The sequence below is a fragment of the Spirosoma utsteinense genome, assembly GCF_014282275.1.
GTDB lineage: Bacteria > Bacteroidota > Bacteroidia > Cytophagales > Spirosomataceae > Spirosoma > Spirosoma utsteinense.
This window is the reverse complement of record NZ_VFIA01000018.1, coordinates 91,705-108,656: the sequence shown is the minus strand read 5'-3', so window position 1 is coordinate 108,656 and position 16,952 is coordinate 91,705. Positions and strand designations below refer to the sequence as shown.

Annotated in this window: 12 protein-coding genes; 1 reads left to right on the top strand and 11 read right to left on the bottom strand. The window is 51.3% G+C overall.

What is annotated here, in order from left to right:
* Positions 1-186: 186 nt before the first annotated feature.
* From FH603_RS15650 to FH603_RS15640, 3 genes are all read right to left on the bottom strand, one after another.
* Positions 187-1,752, bottom strand: coding sequence for a RagB/SusD family nutrient uptake outer membrane protein (locus tag FH603_RS15650; protein ID WP_186738469.1), 1,566 nt, complete (start codon positions 1,750-1,752; stop codon positions 187-189).
* 34 nt (positions 1,753-1,786) lie between these two features.
* Positions 1,787-4,930, bottom strand: a complete 3,144-nt coding sequence (locus tag FH603_RS15645; protein WP_186738468.1) for a SusC/RagA family TonB-linked outer membrane protein — start codon at positions 4,928-4,930, stop codon at positions 1,787-1,789.
* 215 nt (positions 4,931-5,145) lie between these two features.
* Entirely contained in the window at positions 5,146-6,903 is a 1,758-nt protein-coding gene (locus tag FH603_RS15640) for a phospho-sugar mutase (protein WP_186738467.1), read from the bottom strand.
* Between the two features lie 146 nt (positions 6,904-7,049).
* On the opposite strand from FH603_RS15640, the gene FH603_RS15635 reads away from it, so the two are divergent.
* The gene (locus tag FH603_RS15635; protein WP_186738466.1) at positions 7,050-8,300 is read left to right on the top strand and encodes a hypothetical protein; all 1,251 of its coding nucleotides are present in this window, start codon (positions 7,050-7,052) and stop codon (positions 8,298-8,300) included.
* A gap of 88 nt (positions 8,301-8,388) precedes the next feature.
* Here the strand turns inward: FH603_RS15635 and FH603_RS15630 are convergent, their stop codons facing one another.
* The 8 genes from FH603_RS15630 to FH603_RS15595 all read right to left on the bottom strand — a co-directional run bounded on the left by FH603_RS15630 (position 8,389) and on the right by FH603_RS15595 (position 16,875).
* Positions 8,389-10,038, bottom strand: a complete 1,650-nt coding sequence (locus FH603_RS15630) for a D-alanine--D-alanine ligase family protein (protein WP_186738465.1) — start codon at positions 10,036-10,038, stop codon at positions 8,389-8,391.
* Between the two features lie 374 nt (positions 10,039-10,412).
* Positions 10,413-10,610 (bottom strand): DUF433 domain-containing protein, encoded by a 198-nt coding sequence (locus FH603_RS15625; RefSeq protein ID WP_186738464.1) that lies wholly within the window; start codon positions 10,608-10,610, stop codon positions 10,413-10,415.
* A gap of 13 nt (positions 10,611-10,623) precedes the next feature.
* Positions 10,624-10,890, bottom strand: coding sequence for a NifU family protein (locus FH603_RS15620; RefSeq protein ID WP_186738463.1), 267 nt, complete (start codon positions 10,888-10,890; stop codon positions 10,624-10,626).
* 42 nt (positions 10,891-10,932) lie between these two features.
* A complete protein-coding gene (locus tag FH603_RS15615; RefSeq protein ID WP_186738462.1) occupies positions 10,933-12,036 on the bottom strand; it encodes an Mrp/NBP35 family ATP-binding protein in 1,104 nt (367 codons plus the stop codon).
* 48 nt (positions 12,037-12,084) lie between these two features.
* Positions 12,085-13,104, bottom strand: a complete 1,020-nt coding sequence (locus FH603_RS15610; protein ID WP_186738461.1) for a GSCFA domain-containing protein — start codon at positions 13,102-13,104, stop codon at positions 12,085-12,087.
* Between the two features lie 167 nt (positions 13,105-13,271).
* Positions 13,272-13,871, bottom strand: a complete 600-nt coding sequence (locus FH603_RS15605) for an RNA polymerase sigma factor (RefSeq protein ID WP_186738460.1) — start codon at positions 13,869-13,871, stop codon at positions 13,272-13,274.
* A 102-nt stretch (positions 13,872-13,973) separates the two neighbouring features.
* Positions 13,974-15,665, bottom strand: coding sequence for an adenine deaminase (gene ade, locus FH603_RS15600; protein ID WP_186738459.1), 1,692 nt, complete (start codon positions 15,663-15,665; stop codon positions 13,974-13,976).
* A 61-nt stretch (positions 15,666-15,726) separates the two neighbouring features.
* Positions 15,727-16,875: an acyltransferase family protein gene (locus FH603_RS15595; protein WP_186738493.1), complete on the bottom strand. Its 1,149-nt coding sequence runs from the start codon at positions 16,873-16,875 to the stop codon at positions 15,727-15,729.
* Positions 16,876-16,952: the final 77 nt, after the last annotated feature.

The following is a 16,952-nucleotide window of genomic DNA, read 5'->3' as shown; positions in this document are numbered from 1 at the left end:
TTGTTAACTTGGGTGAGGTGGTAAACGAGTATAGATAATTAGGTATAAATGCTTAAAGGAAGCTAAGTTTCGATTCTAACTAGGTAGTTTGCTGATTAGACGAACAAATAAATCACTGTTCAAAACAAAAGGCCCCTAATCATGCCTGAGCTTGATTAGGGGCCTTTGTTGGAAATTAAAAATCAATTAAATGCCCGGATAGCCCGGATTCTGTGGTTTCAAGTTCGGGTTGTTAAGCATTTCCTGTTTGCCCAGAGGAAACAGGAGGTGTTTCTCCTGGAGGGCCTGGTTAGAACTTTTGTTGATATGGCCAACAAAATTATCGAACCCATTGGTGGTTTCATTATACGCTTTTCGTAAGCGCACCATGTCGAACCAGGTAATCTGCTCGTAGGCTAGTTCATGCCACCGCTCGCGCCAGACGGCCTCCCGGAAGCTAGCCTGTGTATACGTACCTAGAGCGGGGGTCGTTAGTTTAGCGCGGTCCCGAATTCGCTTGAAGGCGTCGTAAGCTGCTTGAGTTGGGGCACCCAGTTCATTCTGAGCTTCGGCATACATCAACAGTACTTCAGCATACCGGATCTGGGGCACATTGAGATTATTTAACCGATTACCTGCTGTTCCTGACGTACCGTTAGCTGTTCGGTTAAAGTGCTTGAAAATATAGGGAGCGCCTAACTCAAACGGCACACCATTGCCATTTGTAAAATAACTGGTGTAGAAAAAACCTTCCTGATTTTTAGCGCGCAGATCACCGGGTTCATACGATGCATAGAACGCCGTCGTCGGTACCGTGCTGCCCGTGCCTGACGGACCGTTAAACGTCACCGGTTTAAAGTTCGGATACATGTTATCCATCGGATTGGCGGCAACCAGGGTATTATACTGAAGCATGAATATATGCTCCAGCCGGTTTTCTGTACTTTCCCTGTGTAGATCTTCGTATGTGCTGAAGAGATTGATCGCTGTGGGATTGGCATTGGCGTAGGTAATTACTTCAAAGGCCTTGTCGGCGGCCAGTTTGTAATAAGACGCCCCTTTGCTGAGCGGGAACCCGGCCATGGTTAGATACACGCGGGCCAGTTGCGACTTGGCTGCTGCCAGGTTCACCCGTCCAGTTACATCTGTCCAGGGTAAACCAGCCGCTTCGGCCGCAATTAGATCCTCAACGATGAGCTTATATACTTCTTCCTGTGGAGCGCGGTCGGGCAGGAAGTTTGTCGACTCCACCGTTTGAGGTTCGGTGATCAGAGGTATGTCACCCCAAAGGCGAACCGCCATGAAATAAGCTGTGGCCCGCAGGAACCGGGCTTCGCCCAGGACTTTAGCCTTCTGCGCTTCGGGCATCGGTGTAATGGCTGGCACCTTGGCAAGGAGCTGGTTAGCCTGAGCAATGACTTTATAAAGGCCATTCCAGTAGTTGACCACATGCTGGGTGTTGCCATCGTAAACCAGCCCGTACAGGTTGTTCAGGTCGGAATTCTGCGCCGTTTCTGTTGTGGAGGTACCGGTAGGGGCTTCCAGCAATTGCCAGTTTGACGAAAAAATGCCCGATCCGTCGCCCATGAACCGCATATCGGTATAAACGGCTGCCAGAGCTGCTTCGGCATGGTCAGGGATGGTATAGAAATTGTCTGGGGTCAGGTTCGACGGTGCTTTTTCATCCAGAAAGTCAGAGCAGCCGACCGGGCCAAGCAGGACGGCGCTCAGAAGAGCTATCTTGCCAGCACGGGTTAGTAGTGTACGTTTCATTATCAGATGTCTGTTAAAAGATCGTATGAAAGAATTAGAAACCAACCTGTAGGCCAACCATGTAGATTGTAGGTTTGGGGTAGTTGTGCCAGATCATGCCCTGGGTGAAGGCGCTGCTGTTGTCGCCTTGGTTTGTGGGCGTAACTTCAGGATCGCCAATGACTTTGTCGCGAACGAGCAGGAAAAGGTTCTGTCCTGTAGCATACACCCGCAGGCGGTTTAGCTTGATCCGGTTGGTGAAGGTAGCCGGGAAGGTATAGCCCACGAGCAGGTTCCGGCCACGCAGAAATGATCCATCTTTAATCCAGTGGCTGTCTACGTTCGTTACATAACCCGCTCTGGTTTCCCGTATTTCAGCAATAGGGGTATTCTGGTTTTGGGGCGTCCAGGCATTCAGTACGGTCGTGTAACTGTTAGCCAGGGCCTGGCGATCTTCGCTGGAGTGCAGGTTCATAAGCATAACGTCGTTACCGTATGAATACTGGAGCTCAAACGTCAGGTCTAGATTCTTGTATCGGAAGGTGTTCGTCAGAGCGCCCCACGCTTTAGGACTGCCATTGCCAATAATGCTGCGGTCAGCGTCCGTAATAGCTTTATCACCGTTTACGTCCAGGTATTTGATATCACCGGGCAGTAGGGTCAGGCCGCTACGGTAGCTGGTGAACTTGGCCGCTTCTTCCCGTTCGGCTTCGCTCCATACGCCAAGGCGGGTAAGCCCCCAGAACGAGCCAACAGGTTCACCAACCCGAATGATATTCGTCTGGTTGGTGAAACTTGGTCCACCCACACCGAATATATCGGACGGAGTAGCCAGCGAAAGCACTTTATTACGGTTCATTGAAATGTTGAAGGCGGTATTCCACTGGAAGCCATCAGCATCGATGTTTACCGTATTAATGCCCAATTCGATACCCTGGTTCTGCATAGACCCAACATTCCGGCGAATGGTGCCATAACCGCTCGTGCGGGGAACAGGGGCATCGAGGAGCATATCGGTTGTTTTCCGGTAATAGTAATCAGCTTCGATCGAGATTCGGCCTTTGAATAGACCTAGTTCGACACCCACATCGGCTTGGGCGGTCTTTTCCCAGCGCAGATCCGGGTTAGCCAGCCGGTCGATTCCTGTTCCGCTAAAGCGAATATCGTTGTAGACCGTGGAGTAATTTGAACGCAACAGAGCCAGCGATGAGTAAGGTGGAATCTCAGAGTTACCGGTCAGACCGTAGCTGGTTCGCACTTTCAGGTTCGAGACAACCGGGTTGCCTTTCAGGAAACTTTCTTCCGAAACCCGCCAGGCTAAAGCTGCCGATGGGAAGAAGGCGAATTTATGGTTGTCGCCAAATTTGGAGGAACCATCCGCCCGGCCCGTTATTGTCAGCAGGTACTTGTCGAGAAGACCGTAGTTGACCCGTCCGAAGTAGGAGTTAAAAGCAAAGCGGTTAGCATCCGATTCCACCTGCGGATTTGTGCTACCAGCCCCCAGGTTATTGAACCCAAAGTAGTCGGTCGAGAAACCACGAACGATAGACGCAATCCGGAAGAAGTTCGTTTCCTGCCACGAGATACCCAACAAGGCTGTCAGCGAATGCTTCTCATTGAACTGTTTGTTATAAGTCAGGTAATTTTCCAGCGACCAGAAACTCTCTTTCCGGTTGCGGGCCGAGGCATTTCCCTGATCGCCGATTGCCAGCGTCCGGGTTTGTGACTCGTTCTGCTCCTGGGTCAGGATGTTGGCACCCAATACGGTACGCATTTCCAGACCTTTAGCCAGATTGATATTCGTAAACAGGCTACCCAGGGTGGTCTGGCTGTTAAGAATATACCGGCGGCCCATCAGCCGGTGTACCGAACTGAAGCTACCTTCGGCTGATGGATAGTCCCGGTTGTTAGCATAGGTACCATCAGCGTATTGAACGGGCAGAAACGGGAAATCTTCTACAATCTGCCGGGCAACGGCATCATTTTGATCGACAATGTTTTCTGATTGGTTGTTATAGCTCAGTGTACCGCCGATTTTCAGCCATTTCTTCACCTGATCGTCAATAGTGAACCGACCGGAGTAGCGCTTTAGGTACGACGTTTTGATGAGCCCTTCGTCGTTCCGGTAGCCAAGTGAAAGCGAGTACTGGGTACGCTCATTGCCACCGCTAAATCCAAGCTGGTGGTTCTGAGAAAGCTTGTTCTGTGTCGACTCCTTGAACCAGTCGGTATCGTAGAGCGGGTTGCCAGCGCTGTCGAAAATGCGGGGATCGGTCCGGCGCAGTGTCGGGTTTAGGTTGGCGTACTTTCCCGATGCCCAGCCAGCCGGGTCGTATTTGGCAATGTTTGCGTAGGCGAGGTCTTCTGTTGCCAGATACTCACGCGCGTTCAGCACCTGTGGGCGGTTAGGTCCGATGGTGTTAACGCTGAAGTCTGCATTATAAGTTACTTGACCTTCACCTGCTTTCCCTTTTTTCGTTGTAACCAGCACAACGCCATTGGCACCCCGTGCCCCATAGATAGCCGTTGACGAGGCATCTTTGAGTACTTCAACGGATACGATGTCATTGGGATTGATATAATCGATGGCTGAGCCATACTGGGCTTGTGTACCCTGTGGCAACATCACGCCATCAACGACATACAGCGGATTGTTCGATGAGTTGATCGAACTGAATCCACGCACCCGAATGGTCGTCCGTCCGCCTGGTCGTCCCGAGTTGGTGTTTACCTGCACGCCCGGCATACGGCCTGAAAGAGCCTGTGCCAGAGAAGGAGCCGGACGCTCCTGGAGTTGTGACTGCTTTACTGTCGCTACAGACCCCGTTAGGTCAGACTTACGAGTTGTACCGTATCCGATAACGACAATTTCATCCAGTACTTTGTCGTCTGCCTTCAGCGCCAGATCGATCGATGTCCGGTTACCAATGGCTACCTCCTGAGAAATAAAACCAACGTAGGAAAATACCAGGGTTGGGTTGCTGCCGGAAACCGCCAGATTATACTGACCCTCTGAGTCGGTGGTAGTACCTTGCTGGCTACCCTTCAGTACGACACTAACGCCCGGCAGGCCTGATCCGGTCTCGTCTTTTACACGGCCGGTTACCCGACGATCCTGAGCTATAGCTCCAACGCAGAGAAGCCAGCTGAGTAAAAGTAACGGTACGACGCGATAACTGCGCTGTAGACTGTTTTTCATAAAACAATAGTTTAGGTTTTAGAAAATATGGGGGAATTATTGAACTATTGTACTTTAAAGCTATAGACTATACATATCTAATTACATTAGTTTTTAATTTTTTTTTAATTCTTCTCTCACAGGATCTTATTCGCTTAATCATAGAAAAGCCCGGCTCATCGAAATGGCCGGGCTCTGGTACTTGTCAGCGTCTGGCTGACCCGAGAAAACGTGCTTTATTTCAGATCTAGTTCATCGACTACGCGCTGCACTTTGGCTTTCAGCTGGGCATAGGTATCGTCGAAGGCTTCTTTGCTTTCCAGCGGCTCTACCACACTGACATAGAACTTGATCTTCGGTTCGGTGCCGCTTGGCCGGGCCGATACCTTGGTCCCGTCGGCAGTAAAGAATTGGAGAACGTTCGACGATTCAATTCCCATGCTGCCCGATTTCATGGCCGTCGACTGTCCCGTTTGGGCATCCAGCCGCATCAGGCTTTTGTAGTCATCAACCCGAACCACGGGTGAGCCGGCAATCGACTTGGGCGGATTGGCGCGGAAGTCGGCCATCATCTGCTGAATGGCTTCGGCACCTTCCCGGCCTTTCTTCGTCAGCGATACCAGCGCTTCGTAGTAGAATCCGTTTTCCTGGTACATGGCCATCAGCAGGTCGAACAGGCTCAGGCCGCGGTCTTTAGCCGACGCGGTCAGTTCGGCGATCATGGCGCAGGAGGCAATAGCATCTTTGTCGCGCACGAAGTCACCGATGAGGTAGCCGTAGCTTTCTTCGCCCCCGCCAATGAACTGCTCTTTGCCTTCGAGTTCGCGGATCACTTCGGCGATGTATTTGAAGCCTGTCAGCGTGTTGTAACAGTTGACTCCGTACCGTTCGCACATCTTATCGATGAGGTCGGTGGTGACGATGGTTTTAGCCACAAACTCTTTACCGGTCAGCTTGCCGGCCTCTTTCCAGGCATTGAGCAGGTAATAGATAATGAGGCTGGCCATCTGGTTGCCATTCAGCAGCTCAAATTCGCCGTGGTGGTTCCGGGCACCGGCACCCACGCGGTCAGCGTCGGGGTCAGTAGCCATGATCAGGTCGGCGTTGATTTTGTTGGCCAGATCGAGGGCCAGTTGCATAGCCGCCCGCTCCTCAGGGTTTGGCGATTTCACCGTCGGGAAGTTTCCGTCGGGTGTGGCCTGCTCTTCTACGATGTGTACATTGGTGAAACCCAGTGCGGCCAACGTGCGGGGAACCAGCGTAATGCCCGTGCCGTGAATGGGGGTATAGACTATGTTCAGGTTGGCCTGCCGCCTGATCACATCCGGATTGACGGCATTGGTTTTAAGCCGCTCTACATAAGGCGCGTCGATTTCTTCATCGATCAGGTGGATGCGCTCTGGTATGCCGTCGAATTTGATCATATCGACCGACGTAATTTTGTTTACCTCGGCGATGATCGCTTTGTCGTGTGGGGAGACGACCTGACCGCCATCGTCCCAGTACACTTTGTAGCCGTTATACTCGGGTGGGTTGTGCGAAGCGGTTACAACGATACCACTCTGGCAACCCAGCTGCCGGATGGCAAATGAAAGTTCGGGAGTAGGGCGAAGGCTGCTGAACAGATACACCTTGATACCGTTGGCGGTAAAAATATCGGCGACCAGGCGTGCAAACTCCGGACTCATCCGGCGGCTGTCGTGCGCAATGGCCACGCTGATATCCTGATCCGGGAAGGCGGCATTGATGTAATTGGAAAGTCCCTGAGTAGCCGCACCCACCGTATAACGGTTCATACGGTTGGAGCCAACGCCCAGCACACCCCGTAACCCACCCGTCCCGAATTCTAGTTCGCGGTAAAAAGCGTCGGTCAGTTCGGCATTATTGCCATCGGTAATAAGTTGCTGAATGGAGGCTTTGGTGTCGGCGTCGTAATTACCAGAGAGCCATTGGTCAACGCGTTGCTGGGTAGGGGTATCTAATGTGGTTGTCATGTTTAGAAAAGAACGGTTCATTAGTCATGATTCGCCAAAAGTACAACTCCCTGTCTACCCAACAAATCCGCATAGTAGATTCAGTAACGAAACACCCTTGAGGCATTTGCAGACTCGAATGTTTTGAATGCTTCTCAGTGCTGGATATGGATCAGCTTTTCGTTTACCCGCTGCGGTGGAATGCCGCGCAGAAGATTGCCTTCCGCTTTTTCTTCGTTTATTTTTTGCTCTACGTAGTTCCCTTCGATGGCTGGAACGGCATCATACCATGGGTAGGGGAGGCCATTTTACACTTACCATACCCTATAACTGTTTTTCCCAATGGCAGTGGTGATACGACGTTCAATTATGTTCAGCTTCTGTGTTTCGCCGGTATCGCCATGGTTGTTACAGGTATATGGCTAGTGGTAGATCGGTCGCGTTCCAATTATAATACGCTGTTATACTGGCTGGTGGTACTGCTGCGCTATTATCTGGCTTTTACCATGCTTACCTACGGATTTGCCAAAGTATTTAAGACGCAGTTCCCGTCTCCTGACTTACTCCGGCTGCTACAACCCTACGGTCAGTCATCACCGATGGGGCTGGCCTGGACTTTTATGGGGTATTCTGGAGCTTACAACTGGTTTACCGGCTTAGGGGAGATCGTTGGTGGGGGTTTATTGCTGTTCCGCAGAACTACAGCGCTGGGGTCTATTACGTTGCTCGTCGTGTTGAGCAACATTGTCGCAATCAATTTCTGTTTTGACATTCCAGTAAAGCTATTCTCGTCGAACCTGCTTCTGATGACGGTATTTATATTGGCTGCTGAAGGGAAACGATTGATCAATGTACTGCTACTAAACCGCCCTGCTCCTGCGCTTGATCTTACTCCGTTTCGTACATCCCGTCGCTGGCGAACCGGACGACTTGTATTCAAAACCGTTTTACTGGTTGTGCTATTCTATCAGCGAAGCGTAGACGGTTTCAACAGTGGTAAAGAGTGGGGAGAGCACGCTCCCAAAACTCCTTTATACGGCATATATCAGGTAGAAACATTTGCTCTTAACAGCGATACGCTGGCGCCCATGTTAACAGATTCGATACGTTGGCGGCAGGTAATAGTAGACGGTTACAAACGCTACCCGCATCTGACGGTTCGATTGATGAGTGACTCTCTGCACCAATATGTCTTTAAGCCAGATAGTATCAAATCAGAAGCTATCCTGTACACCTATGCTGATACGACTACTAAATATCGGATAACGTATGTACAGCCTGATACCAGTTCCGTCATCATCCGGGGGGTATTTGGGCGTGATTCCATTTATGCCCGGCTGAAGCGGCAAAACCTAAACCAGTTTCTGCTCATAAACCGGGGCTTTCACTGGATCAACGAATATCCGATGAATAGGTAATATGTGTTACCTGTAGAGACGCAACCCCTTGCGTCTGTTTGCCCGGACGGTATTGCTGACGCATACGTAGACGCAAGGGGTTGCGTTTCTACAGGTACCGGTCCGTTATGTGTTTCGTCTGCTCGGTCGTTTCTATTAATAGGGGATGGCGGGGCTGGCTCAGGGCCGTTTCTAACTCCTCGATCGTATCTCTGAACAGCAGGTAAACCGGGATTTCGTGACTCTCGGTCTTGTTCTTTATGTACATCAGCGATGGCCGTACCGTACCCGAAGCTGCCAGTTCGTTGTATTGCTGCTTGGCGGCTATGAACTGTTCATCCGTTGGGCCAAACGAAACAACCCGTTCGGGTAGGGGATTGGCTTTGCGATGGGCAAGCTGTCCATCGAGTTGGGCCAGGAGTTGCTTTAGCTCGTAGGTGTTTTTTCCGGTTCGGATTCGTTCGCGCAGGGACTGGCGGATCAGGTAGGTGAGCGAGTTCGAGAGGTTGAGTCCTATCTCGGCCATCTGCTTGAAAATAAGCGAGGAAGGTGACATACCCGGAATGGTGTTCGGGTCGTGAAGCAGAACATCGCCAGCGGGTGTCAGGAATCCGTCAATCCGCGAGTACACGTTAATGCCCAGGCGTTTGAATACGTCAGATACGGCCAGCTGAATTTTGCGGTTGTTTTCCAGACTCGTTTCGACCGGAATCCGCTTCTTGGCTACGTTCGACTTATACTTCGTCTCAAAATCGAAGGCTGTCGTATTGTATATTTCGGTAGGGGGAAGGGCAATTGCCGTTTGGTCATCGTCCTGAATGACCCCACACGAAAACTCCTGCCCACTAATGAACTCCTCAAACAATACCTCATCTTCCGCATTGACCGATGCCAGTGTAATCGATCCGCTACCCGAGAGGGCATCGAGTTTCTGAACAAATTCATGAGGATGCCTGATCAGTTCGCCAGTTTGTTCGATAACGATCGGGAAGCTGATTCCTGAGTCCAGACTTACCATCTTCTGGGCCAGCTCATGTTTTTGGGTGGCCGACAGACTTCCCCATTGACTCAGTTGACTCCAACCATCGGGCTGAATGCTCATCGTGAAAAAGCACTGCTCTACACCCCGGCAAAAGGCTGTAAGGTCGGCCTCACGGACGATGACTACGCCGATGCTCGATCCCTGATGGGGCGCTTTGATGACGATGGGTAACCCCAGGTGCGCCTGTAGTGACTGAAAAAACTCGGCCTTGTCTGTACGCTCGTAGGCGTCGCGGCTGATGGTTGCTGTTTTTTTCTGTTGGCCATTGGCCAGCGCAATCAGTTCGTTTTGCAGAATTTTGTTTATTCCCACCGCTGATCCCAGCAGGCCAGGACCTGTATAGGGCATTTTATGCCATTCCAGCAGTCCCTGGATAGCACCATCCTCGCAATCGGGACCGTGCATGGCCAGGAAAGCCAGATCGAAATGGTCGCGAAACTGCTCGGGCCTTAGTTCAGGCAGGGCAGCGTCGAGAAGGTCGATTGGGAGGGATTCGTCGTAGACAGAGAAGCCGGAATCTCCCTGGGGCAGGACGTCACGCAGGGAAGGGGCCTGCAAAAAGTCGGGCGTAACGAGCCGGAAACGACCCCGTCCATCCACAAATACGAGTACCGGCTCAAACAAACCTTTGTCTAAGTTGGCAAGGGCTGTGCGCCCGCCTGCATAGGACACCTCACGCTCACGCGCCGGGCCACCGAAAAAAATGCCTATTTTCACTGCATCAGGGAGTATAATACGGATCGCAAAGAAACGAAAAAGCCACTCGTTTCAGGCAAGTGGCTTTGGTTAATCCAATGTAAACAATGTGATTTCTGAGATTACACGAACTAGTTAATGATCGTTGCTCCCGGCATTAACGGTTTATTAAGCAGGGTTAGTAATTTAGGCACTACAGCTTTTAATAAATGTAGGCATTCGTGTAGGTATCCAGCACAAAAATTGGTGTTGGATAGCGAGATTTAGCTGGAAGCGTAAATTCTTATCGCAGGTGATAAGGGCATCGATATTAAAGTCTATCAGAAATTGGAGAACATCCTGATCTTCATTACCATCTTGGCGCAGCTCCCGGACCGTGTATACATCATGACCTGTTAAATCGTGCTTGAGTTTTCTAGGTACATAACCTGATCCTTACTTACGGTCGGGAAATCGTCCAGAAAATCGTCTACCGATATTCCCAGTTCCAAATGATCAAACAAGGATTGCACCGGTACGCGAGTCCCTTTGAAGACAGGAATACCGCCCATTATGTTGCTACTTATCTGAATAACATCAGGCAGATTAGTCACAACCAAATCACAGTTAAAAGGCGGGTGTAATGTTCACCGCTTCTACCCTTACTATTTCGGGCACCGCTTTCAGAATCGCTTCTTCCAGACCGCCCTTGAACGTCATCGCCGACATGGGGCACGAGCCACACGACCCCATCAGTTCGAGCCGGACCGTTTTGTCGTCCGTTACTTCGACTACACGCACGTTGCCGCCGTCTGTAGCCAGATACGGTCTCATGCTGTCGAGGGCCCGCTCGATTTTTTCAATTAACTGATCGTTTTGAACTGCCGTTTCCATTCCGTTCTTTGATTTACGGTAAATTTAAAAGGTAACGCGGTTTTATGCAACTTCTACACGCTTCGTTCGGTCAACAGTTGCATTACGAATAGCAATCTGTTGAGCCAGTGCTTCGGCAGTAGTCGAGAATGCCTCACTTGCCACGGGTTCGCCGATACTGATAGCAGGTCGCCCGGCGTCGCCAGCCTCACGAATACTCTGAACAAGCGGTATCTGGCCCAGCAGCGGTACGTCGAACTGATCGGCCAGTTGCCGTCCGCCCCCTTTGCCAAAAATATAATACTGATGGTCGGGGAGTTCGGCCGGGGTGAAGTACGACATATTTTCGATCACACCCAGCACCGGAACGTTAATCTGCGGCTGTCGGAACATAGCCAGCCCCTTGGTGGCGTCGGCCAAGGCCACTTTCTGGGGCGTTGTCACGATAATAGCTCCCGTAACGGGTACGGTCTGTACCAGCGTCAGGTGAATATCGCCCGTGCCGGGAGGCAGGTCGATGAGCAGGTAATCCAGTTCGCCCCAATCCGCGTCGGAGAAAAACTGCTGCAACGCCCGACCGGCCATGGTACCCCGCCAGATGATAGCCTGCCCCGGTGCTACCAGGAAACCCATCGACAGCAGTTTGATGCCGAATTGCTGAATCGGCTCCATCCGGGTCTGGCCGTCGACCTGAAAGATACGGGGCTGCATGTCTTCTGCACCAAACATGGTTGGGATAGAAGGACCATAGATGTCAGCATCGATGATGCCTACTTTAGCACCGGACTTATGCAGGGCAATGGCCAGGTTAGCCGTTACGGTCGATTTGCCAACACCACCTTTGCCCGACGATACGGCAATGATGTTTTTTACGCCCGGCAGCGTTGGGGCATTCATCCGGGTCGAGGTTACGTCCGACGTCATATCGATCGTAATCTGAATGTCGGCCCCAATGTGTGTGTGTATGGCATCCTCACACCGCTTGCGAATCACTTCTTTCAGCGGACAGGCGGGGGTGGTCAAGACAACTGTAAACCGAACCGAGCCGATGCCAAGTACAATATCTTTGACCATGTTGAGCGATACCAGGTCGCGCTTCAAATCTGGTTCTTCAACGGTGCTCAGCGCCTGTAAGACGGCTTCTTTACTCAAACGATAATCAGACATAGTAAAAGGAAGAAAGGAAAAAAAAGAGGGGAAGGGAAGGCCGCTTCACTAAGCAATTTCTCCCAGTCCGTTAAGCCGCTCCTTTTCTCCCTGTTGTAAACGACTACGCACATCAGCCAGTTCCGCAGATACGTCCACACGCGCTGAAAGCGTTTCCAGCTGCGTTTCCAGTTTAGTCAGAAACTGTTGGTGCGCGGGAGACTGTTCGCCATAGAGCGGGCGGTGGGCCAGTGACCGGCTCACCTGCGTCCATTCCGTGACGAAGGTGCGAAGTTCGGCATCAAAAGCGCTATCGGCAAACTTCCCGAAAATATAGTCGTGGGCCTGTTTAGTCGGATGAATCAGATCGGCTTCGTAAAACCGATAATCGCGCAGGTCGTCCATCATCAACTCATAAGCCGGTACATACTGAATCCACTTATTCCAGACCGTTAGTTCGTGTGCTACCACCCGCAAGGTCGATTTACTCACCTGGTTGATCGTCAACGTATCGCGCGTATGCCGAACGGGGCTTACGGTTAGTAGTACCGTAAGTGATGGATTGGCCCTGTTGAGCGTCTTCATCAGTCGTTTCAGGTCTTCCTGTAGGTATTCGTAGGCATACAGGTATTTCTCGAAAAGAGAAGGCGGCATTTTGTGACAGTTAGCCACCACGCTACCTGTCTGTATGTGTCGGTAAACTACTGCCGAGCCAAGGGTAAGCATCAGGAAGTCAGCTTTCCGGAGCGCGTCAGCTGTCTGTTGCAGCCGATCAATGAGCTTCTCGCGCAGGTCGTCCTGGGTTGACGCCCAAAGCGAGGAATGAAAGTCGTAGTGAAACCAGATACCATCCCGCTCAAGATAGAGGTTCTCATCAGGGATAGTTCCGTGCAGGGCGGAGGTCAGCAGTTTCGCTATCGAAACCGGGTTGAAGACTGTACCAAACGGATTGTTCAGAACGGATAGCTTATGATTGGCCAGCCGGTGTCCCATGACCTCGGCAAAGCACGACCCAACCGTCACAATATGGCTGTTAAGGCCGATGCGACCAGAGAGTGGTTCGAAGGAAAAATCGGTGTGAAACTGCATACCATATCAACAAAAAAACGGGCTGTTAAGGTCCGTTTAGGGTATAAAATATACACGCTAAAAATATATGTAAGTGACTGTTAATAAGTACCTTGTCTGTTAAAAAAAATGCCTGATAGCCGGGTTAATGGCTATCAGGCAATGTTCAGGTTTAGGAGTAGTCAGGATTAAAAAGAAACACTTTCGGGAGTGACGTAACGCTTGAGGTTACTCATAGCGCCAAAGATCAGGTTATAAACGGATTGAATATTGATCTGCATAAGCGAGGAAATTTCTTCGTTGCTCATGTTTTGAAAGTAACGCAGGTGAACCGCTTCGCGCTGACGGCGGGGCAGCTTGTCGAGTGCCTGGTGCAGGCAGTCATTCATGAACGAATCCTCTTCGTGAGAAATGAGCTGATTTTCGTGGGAAGGATCAGCGCCGGGCAGCGTGTCGCCAATGCGTCGGCCGTTCAGCATTTCATCCTGACTTACGAATTTCTGTTCAGCGGTAAGGTGCCGAACGAGTTTACGTTTGATGGAAGCCATCAGGTAAAACCGTACCGATGTCGTAGGGCCAATAGTGGTACGGTGTTTCCACAGTTCAACGAACAGGTCGTGAATACAGTCCTTGATCAGTGCCCGATCAGTGGCAAAGTGAGCGCAATAGTGGTAGAGGGTTTGTACATAATTTTGATATAGGCGGGCGAAAGCATTTTCGTCACCATTACGAAACATATTCCATAATGTTTCGTCGTCGGGACCAGTTTGCGTACGGGAGCGGGCCATAAGCGGTTAGGGGGGTATGATTAGGTTGGGTCTTGAACTGTGTAAACATATTGATATTAAATTGAATTTAAAAAGGTGAGCGAATAAAGTTTTTTTGTGGAACTATGGCATTTTTTGAAGAGTGGTAAAATCGAACACATTTCCATCAAATAAGCCCATATTACTGAGTTTCAGCGCCGGAATAACCAGTAAAGCCATGAATGAAAGTGTCATATAAGGAGCTGATAGCGTGCTTTTTAAGTCTTTTTTCGCAAACTGGTCAAGTAAAATATACTCCCTGGCTACTTCATACCCATCTGCGTCGCTCATAAGCCCTGCAACAGGTAGCGGTAGTAACTTTTCGTTTACAAATAAGTCACTTGCTGTGCTATTAGTGCCACTAGTTGAGCGGTGGGTGTTTGTTGTCTGTCCTACTGCCGATAAGCCCCCCCTTGCCGCAATCACCAGGTTAACGGCCCGGCATATACTTTCGTCGTCACAGCCAACGGCCGTGATATTATGCGAGTCGTGACCAACCGACGATGCAATGGCACCGTGGGTCAGGCCAACGTTCTTGATAAAGGCAATCGCCGGGGGGGTGTCCTGGTACCGATTGACTACAACCAGCTTCAGAATGCCGCGATCGACATCAGGCACAAGCTGACCGTTTTCAATGCGGGGTTCGACCAGAAGTTCATTCGTGATAAGCTGTCCATCGAGGGCTTCAATAACCCGAAGTGGGTAACTACCCGAAGCCGCCACGGCAAAATCGGCCGCTGTTTTTAGCGAGCAGTTGAACTGGTTGACAGCCTCACTCCGCAAATCAGGAATCATTGACTTCCCGTCCCGAGCCACGGTCTGGCCATCGATGACGGTTTGCTGCAAACGAAAATTGGTCAGATTGTCGACGACGATATAATCGGCGGGGTCGCCCTGCTGCAGCAAACCTACGCGCATCCTGTAATGCATGACCGGATTGAGGCAAGCCGCGCGCAGGACGTTCCAAAGAGAATGCCCTGCCGCCAGCGCCCGCAGCACCAGCTGATTGATATGCCCGTCAACGAGCGTATCGGGGTGTTTATCGTCGGAGCAGAACATGATCTGGGCCGGAAACTCAGCCAGCAACGGAATCAGCGCGTCGAAGTTGCGGGCTGCGCTGCCCTCACGAATAAGGATGTTCATGCCGCGCCGGGCTTTGTCGAGACCTTCATCGTACGTAAAACATTCGTGGTCGGTGGTGATGCCTGCGTCAATGTAACGCTGCGCATCCGGACCGACCAGCCCCGGTGCGTGACCATCAACGGGTTTGTTAGCTGCTTTGGCCAGTTCGATCTTGGCAATAAGGTCAGGGTCGTTCATTAGCACGCCCGGGAAGTTCATTACTTCGGCCAGGTAACCGATCTCACTGCGGGACAGCAGTTCACGGACGCCGTCGACATCGATGGTGGCACCAGCTGTTTCGAAGGTGGTGGCGGGCACGCAGGAGGGAGCCCCGAACATAAATTTAAACGGCACTTTCGATCCTTCCGTAATCATATAGGTAACACCGGGTACGCCCAGCACATTACCAATCTCATGCGGGTCAGATACGGTGGCTACCGTGCCGTGAACGACGGCCAGCCGGGCAAACTGCGGGGGGGTGAGCAATGAGCTTTCGACATGAACATGAGCATCGACAAAACCGGGGAGTATATACGGTTCGCCGGGACGCTCGGGGCCGAGGAGTTCGATACGGGCGATATGACCATTTTCAATGATAAGGGTACCGTAGGAAATTGTCTGATCGAAGAGATTCAGGATGTTGGCGGTTGTCATAAGGAATAATACTGTCGTTGCGGGTTGACTAAACACAGAGTTAACCCGCAACGACAAGGGATCAGATACGAATGAAGAGTTTCCGGCGGTACATCCACCGGAGTATAAGGTAAAAAACGGCCAGCGTAGCCATACCGATCAACAGCGGTTCATAAGCCTGACCTGCCAGCAGAAAGGGGCCATGACCCAGGTGGATGTAAAATGAACTGATAATAAATCGGTCGATCAGGTGAACAAGGCAATAAATAGCAATGGAGTTCATGCCAACAACTATCAACGGGAACGCCCATTTCTTATGCCCGCTAACATCGATAACGTAGTAGAAAAAAGTTAACAGACCGAAGCATAGACCTCCGCTGAACAAAACCCAGGCAGGTGTCCAGATGCGCTTCACAACGGGGCAGATTCCTGTTACGTGCAGGAGTATACCAAGGCTTATGCCAGCTACCCCAAGGATAAGGAAGCGTTTTAGTATGTCGCCCTGAGGCAGACCCGCCCGGAGGGTACGCCCGGCAATCAGGCCCAGCAACATAGTGCCGAGGGTAGGGATAAAGCTCAGCGTTGCATACCCGCCACCATTGAACAGAAATGGCTTTTCGCGCGGAAACAGGTTCAGAAACCAGGTATCGAAGGCCCAGGCGAGGTTGCTGTTTTTATTGAAATGAGCCGATAGGCCGGTATAGTGCTCGGGCCAGTCGACCGGTACCCCAACGGCGCTGTAGGTAAAGCCCGGACTGGCCGGATACAGTATGAACGCCAGCCAGTAGCCGATCAGGATAGTGCCCAGCGCGCTCCAGACCAGCCGGGGCCGGGGACTGCTACCAATCAGGAACAGGAACGGATAACCCAGGCCAATCTGTGAGAGGGTATCTTCAAACGTAAAGTACGTTTGTGTGGCGTGAACAGATCGAAGAAAAATGCCGAGTAGAATGAGAATAAACGACCGACGGAGTACGTGACCAAACTGCGTGCGAAATGATTGCCCCAGCGCGGTCCGACTGGCGACGGAGTAAGGGAGGGCAACGCCAACCAGAAACGAAAATGATGGCTGGATCAGGTCGTGCAGCGAACAGCCGGCCCACTCGACGTGGCTTTGGTGATACGCCAGCAGAGCCCACAAGGAACTGTTGGGAAATGATTCATGGAGGTGCTGAAAATTTAGTAGCTCGGCGGCCATCAGGATCATCACGAAGCCCCGATAGGCATCCATCGATATCAGCCGGCCGCCTACCGGCAAGTGGGCCGGTACAGGGCTGGCAGACAGCACATTGGTGGCGTTGGAGAGTG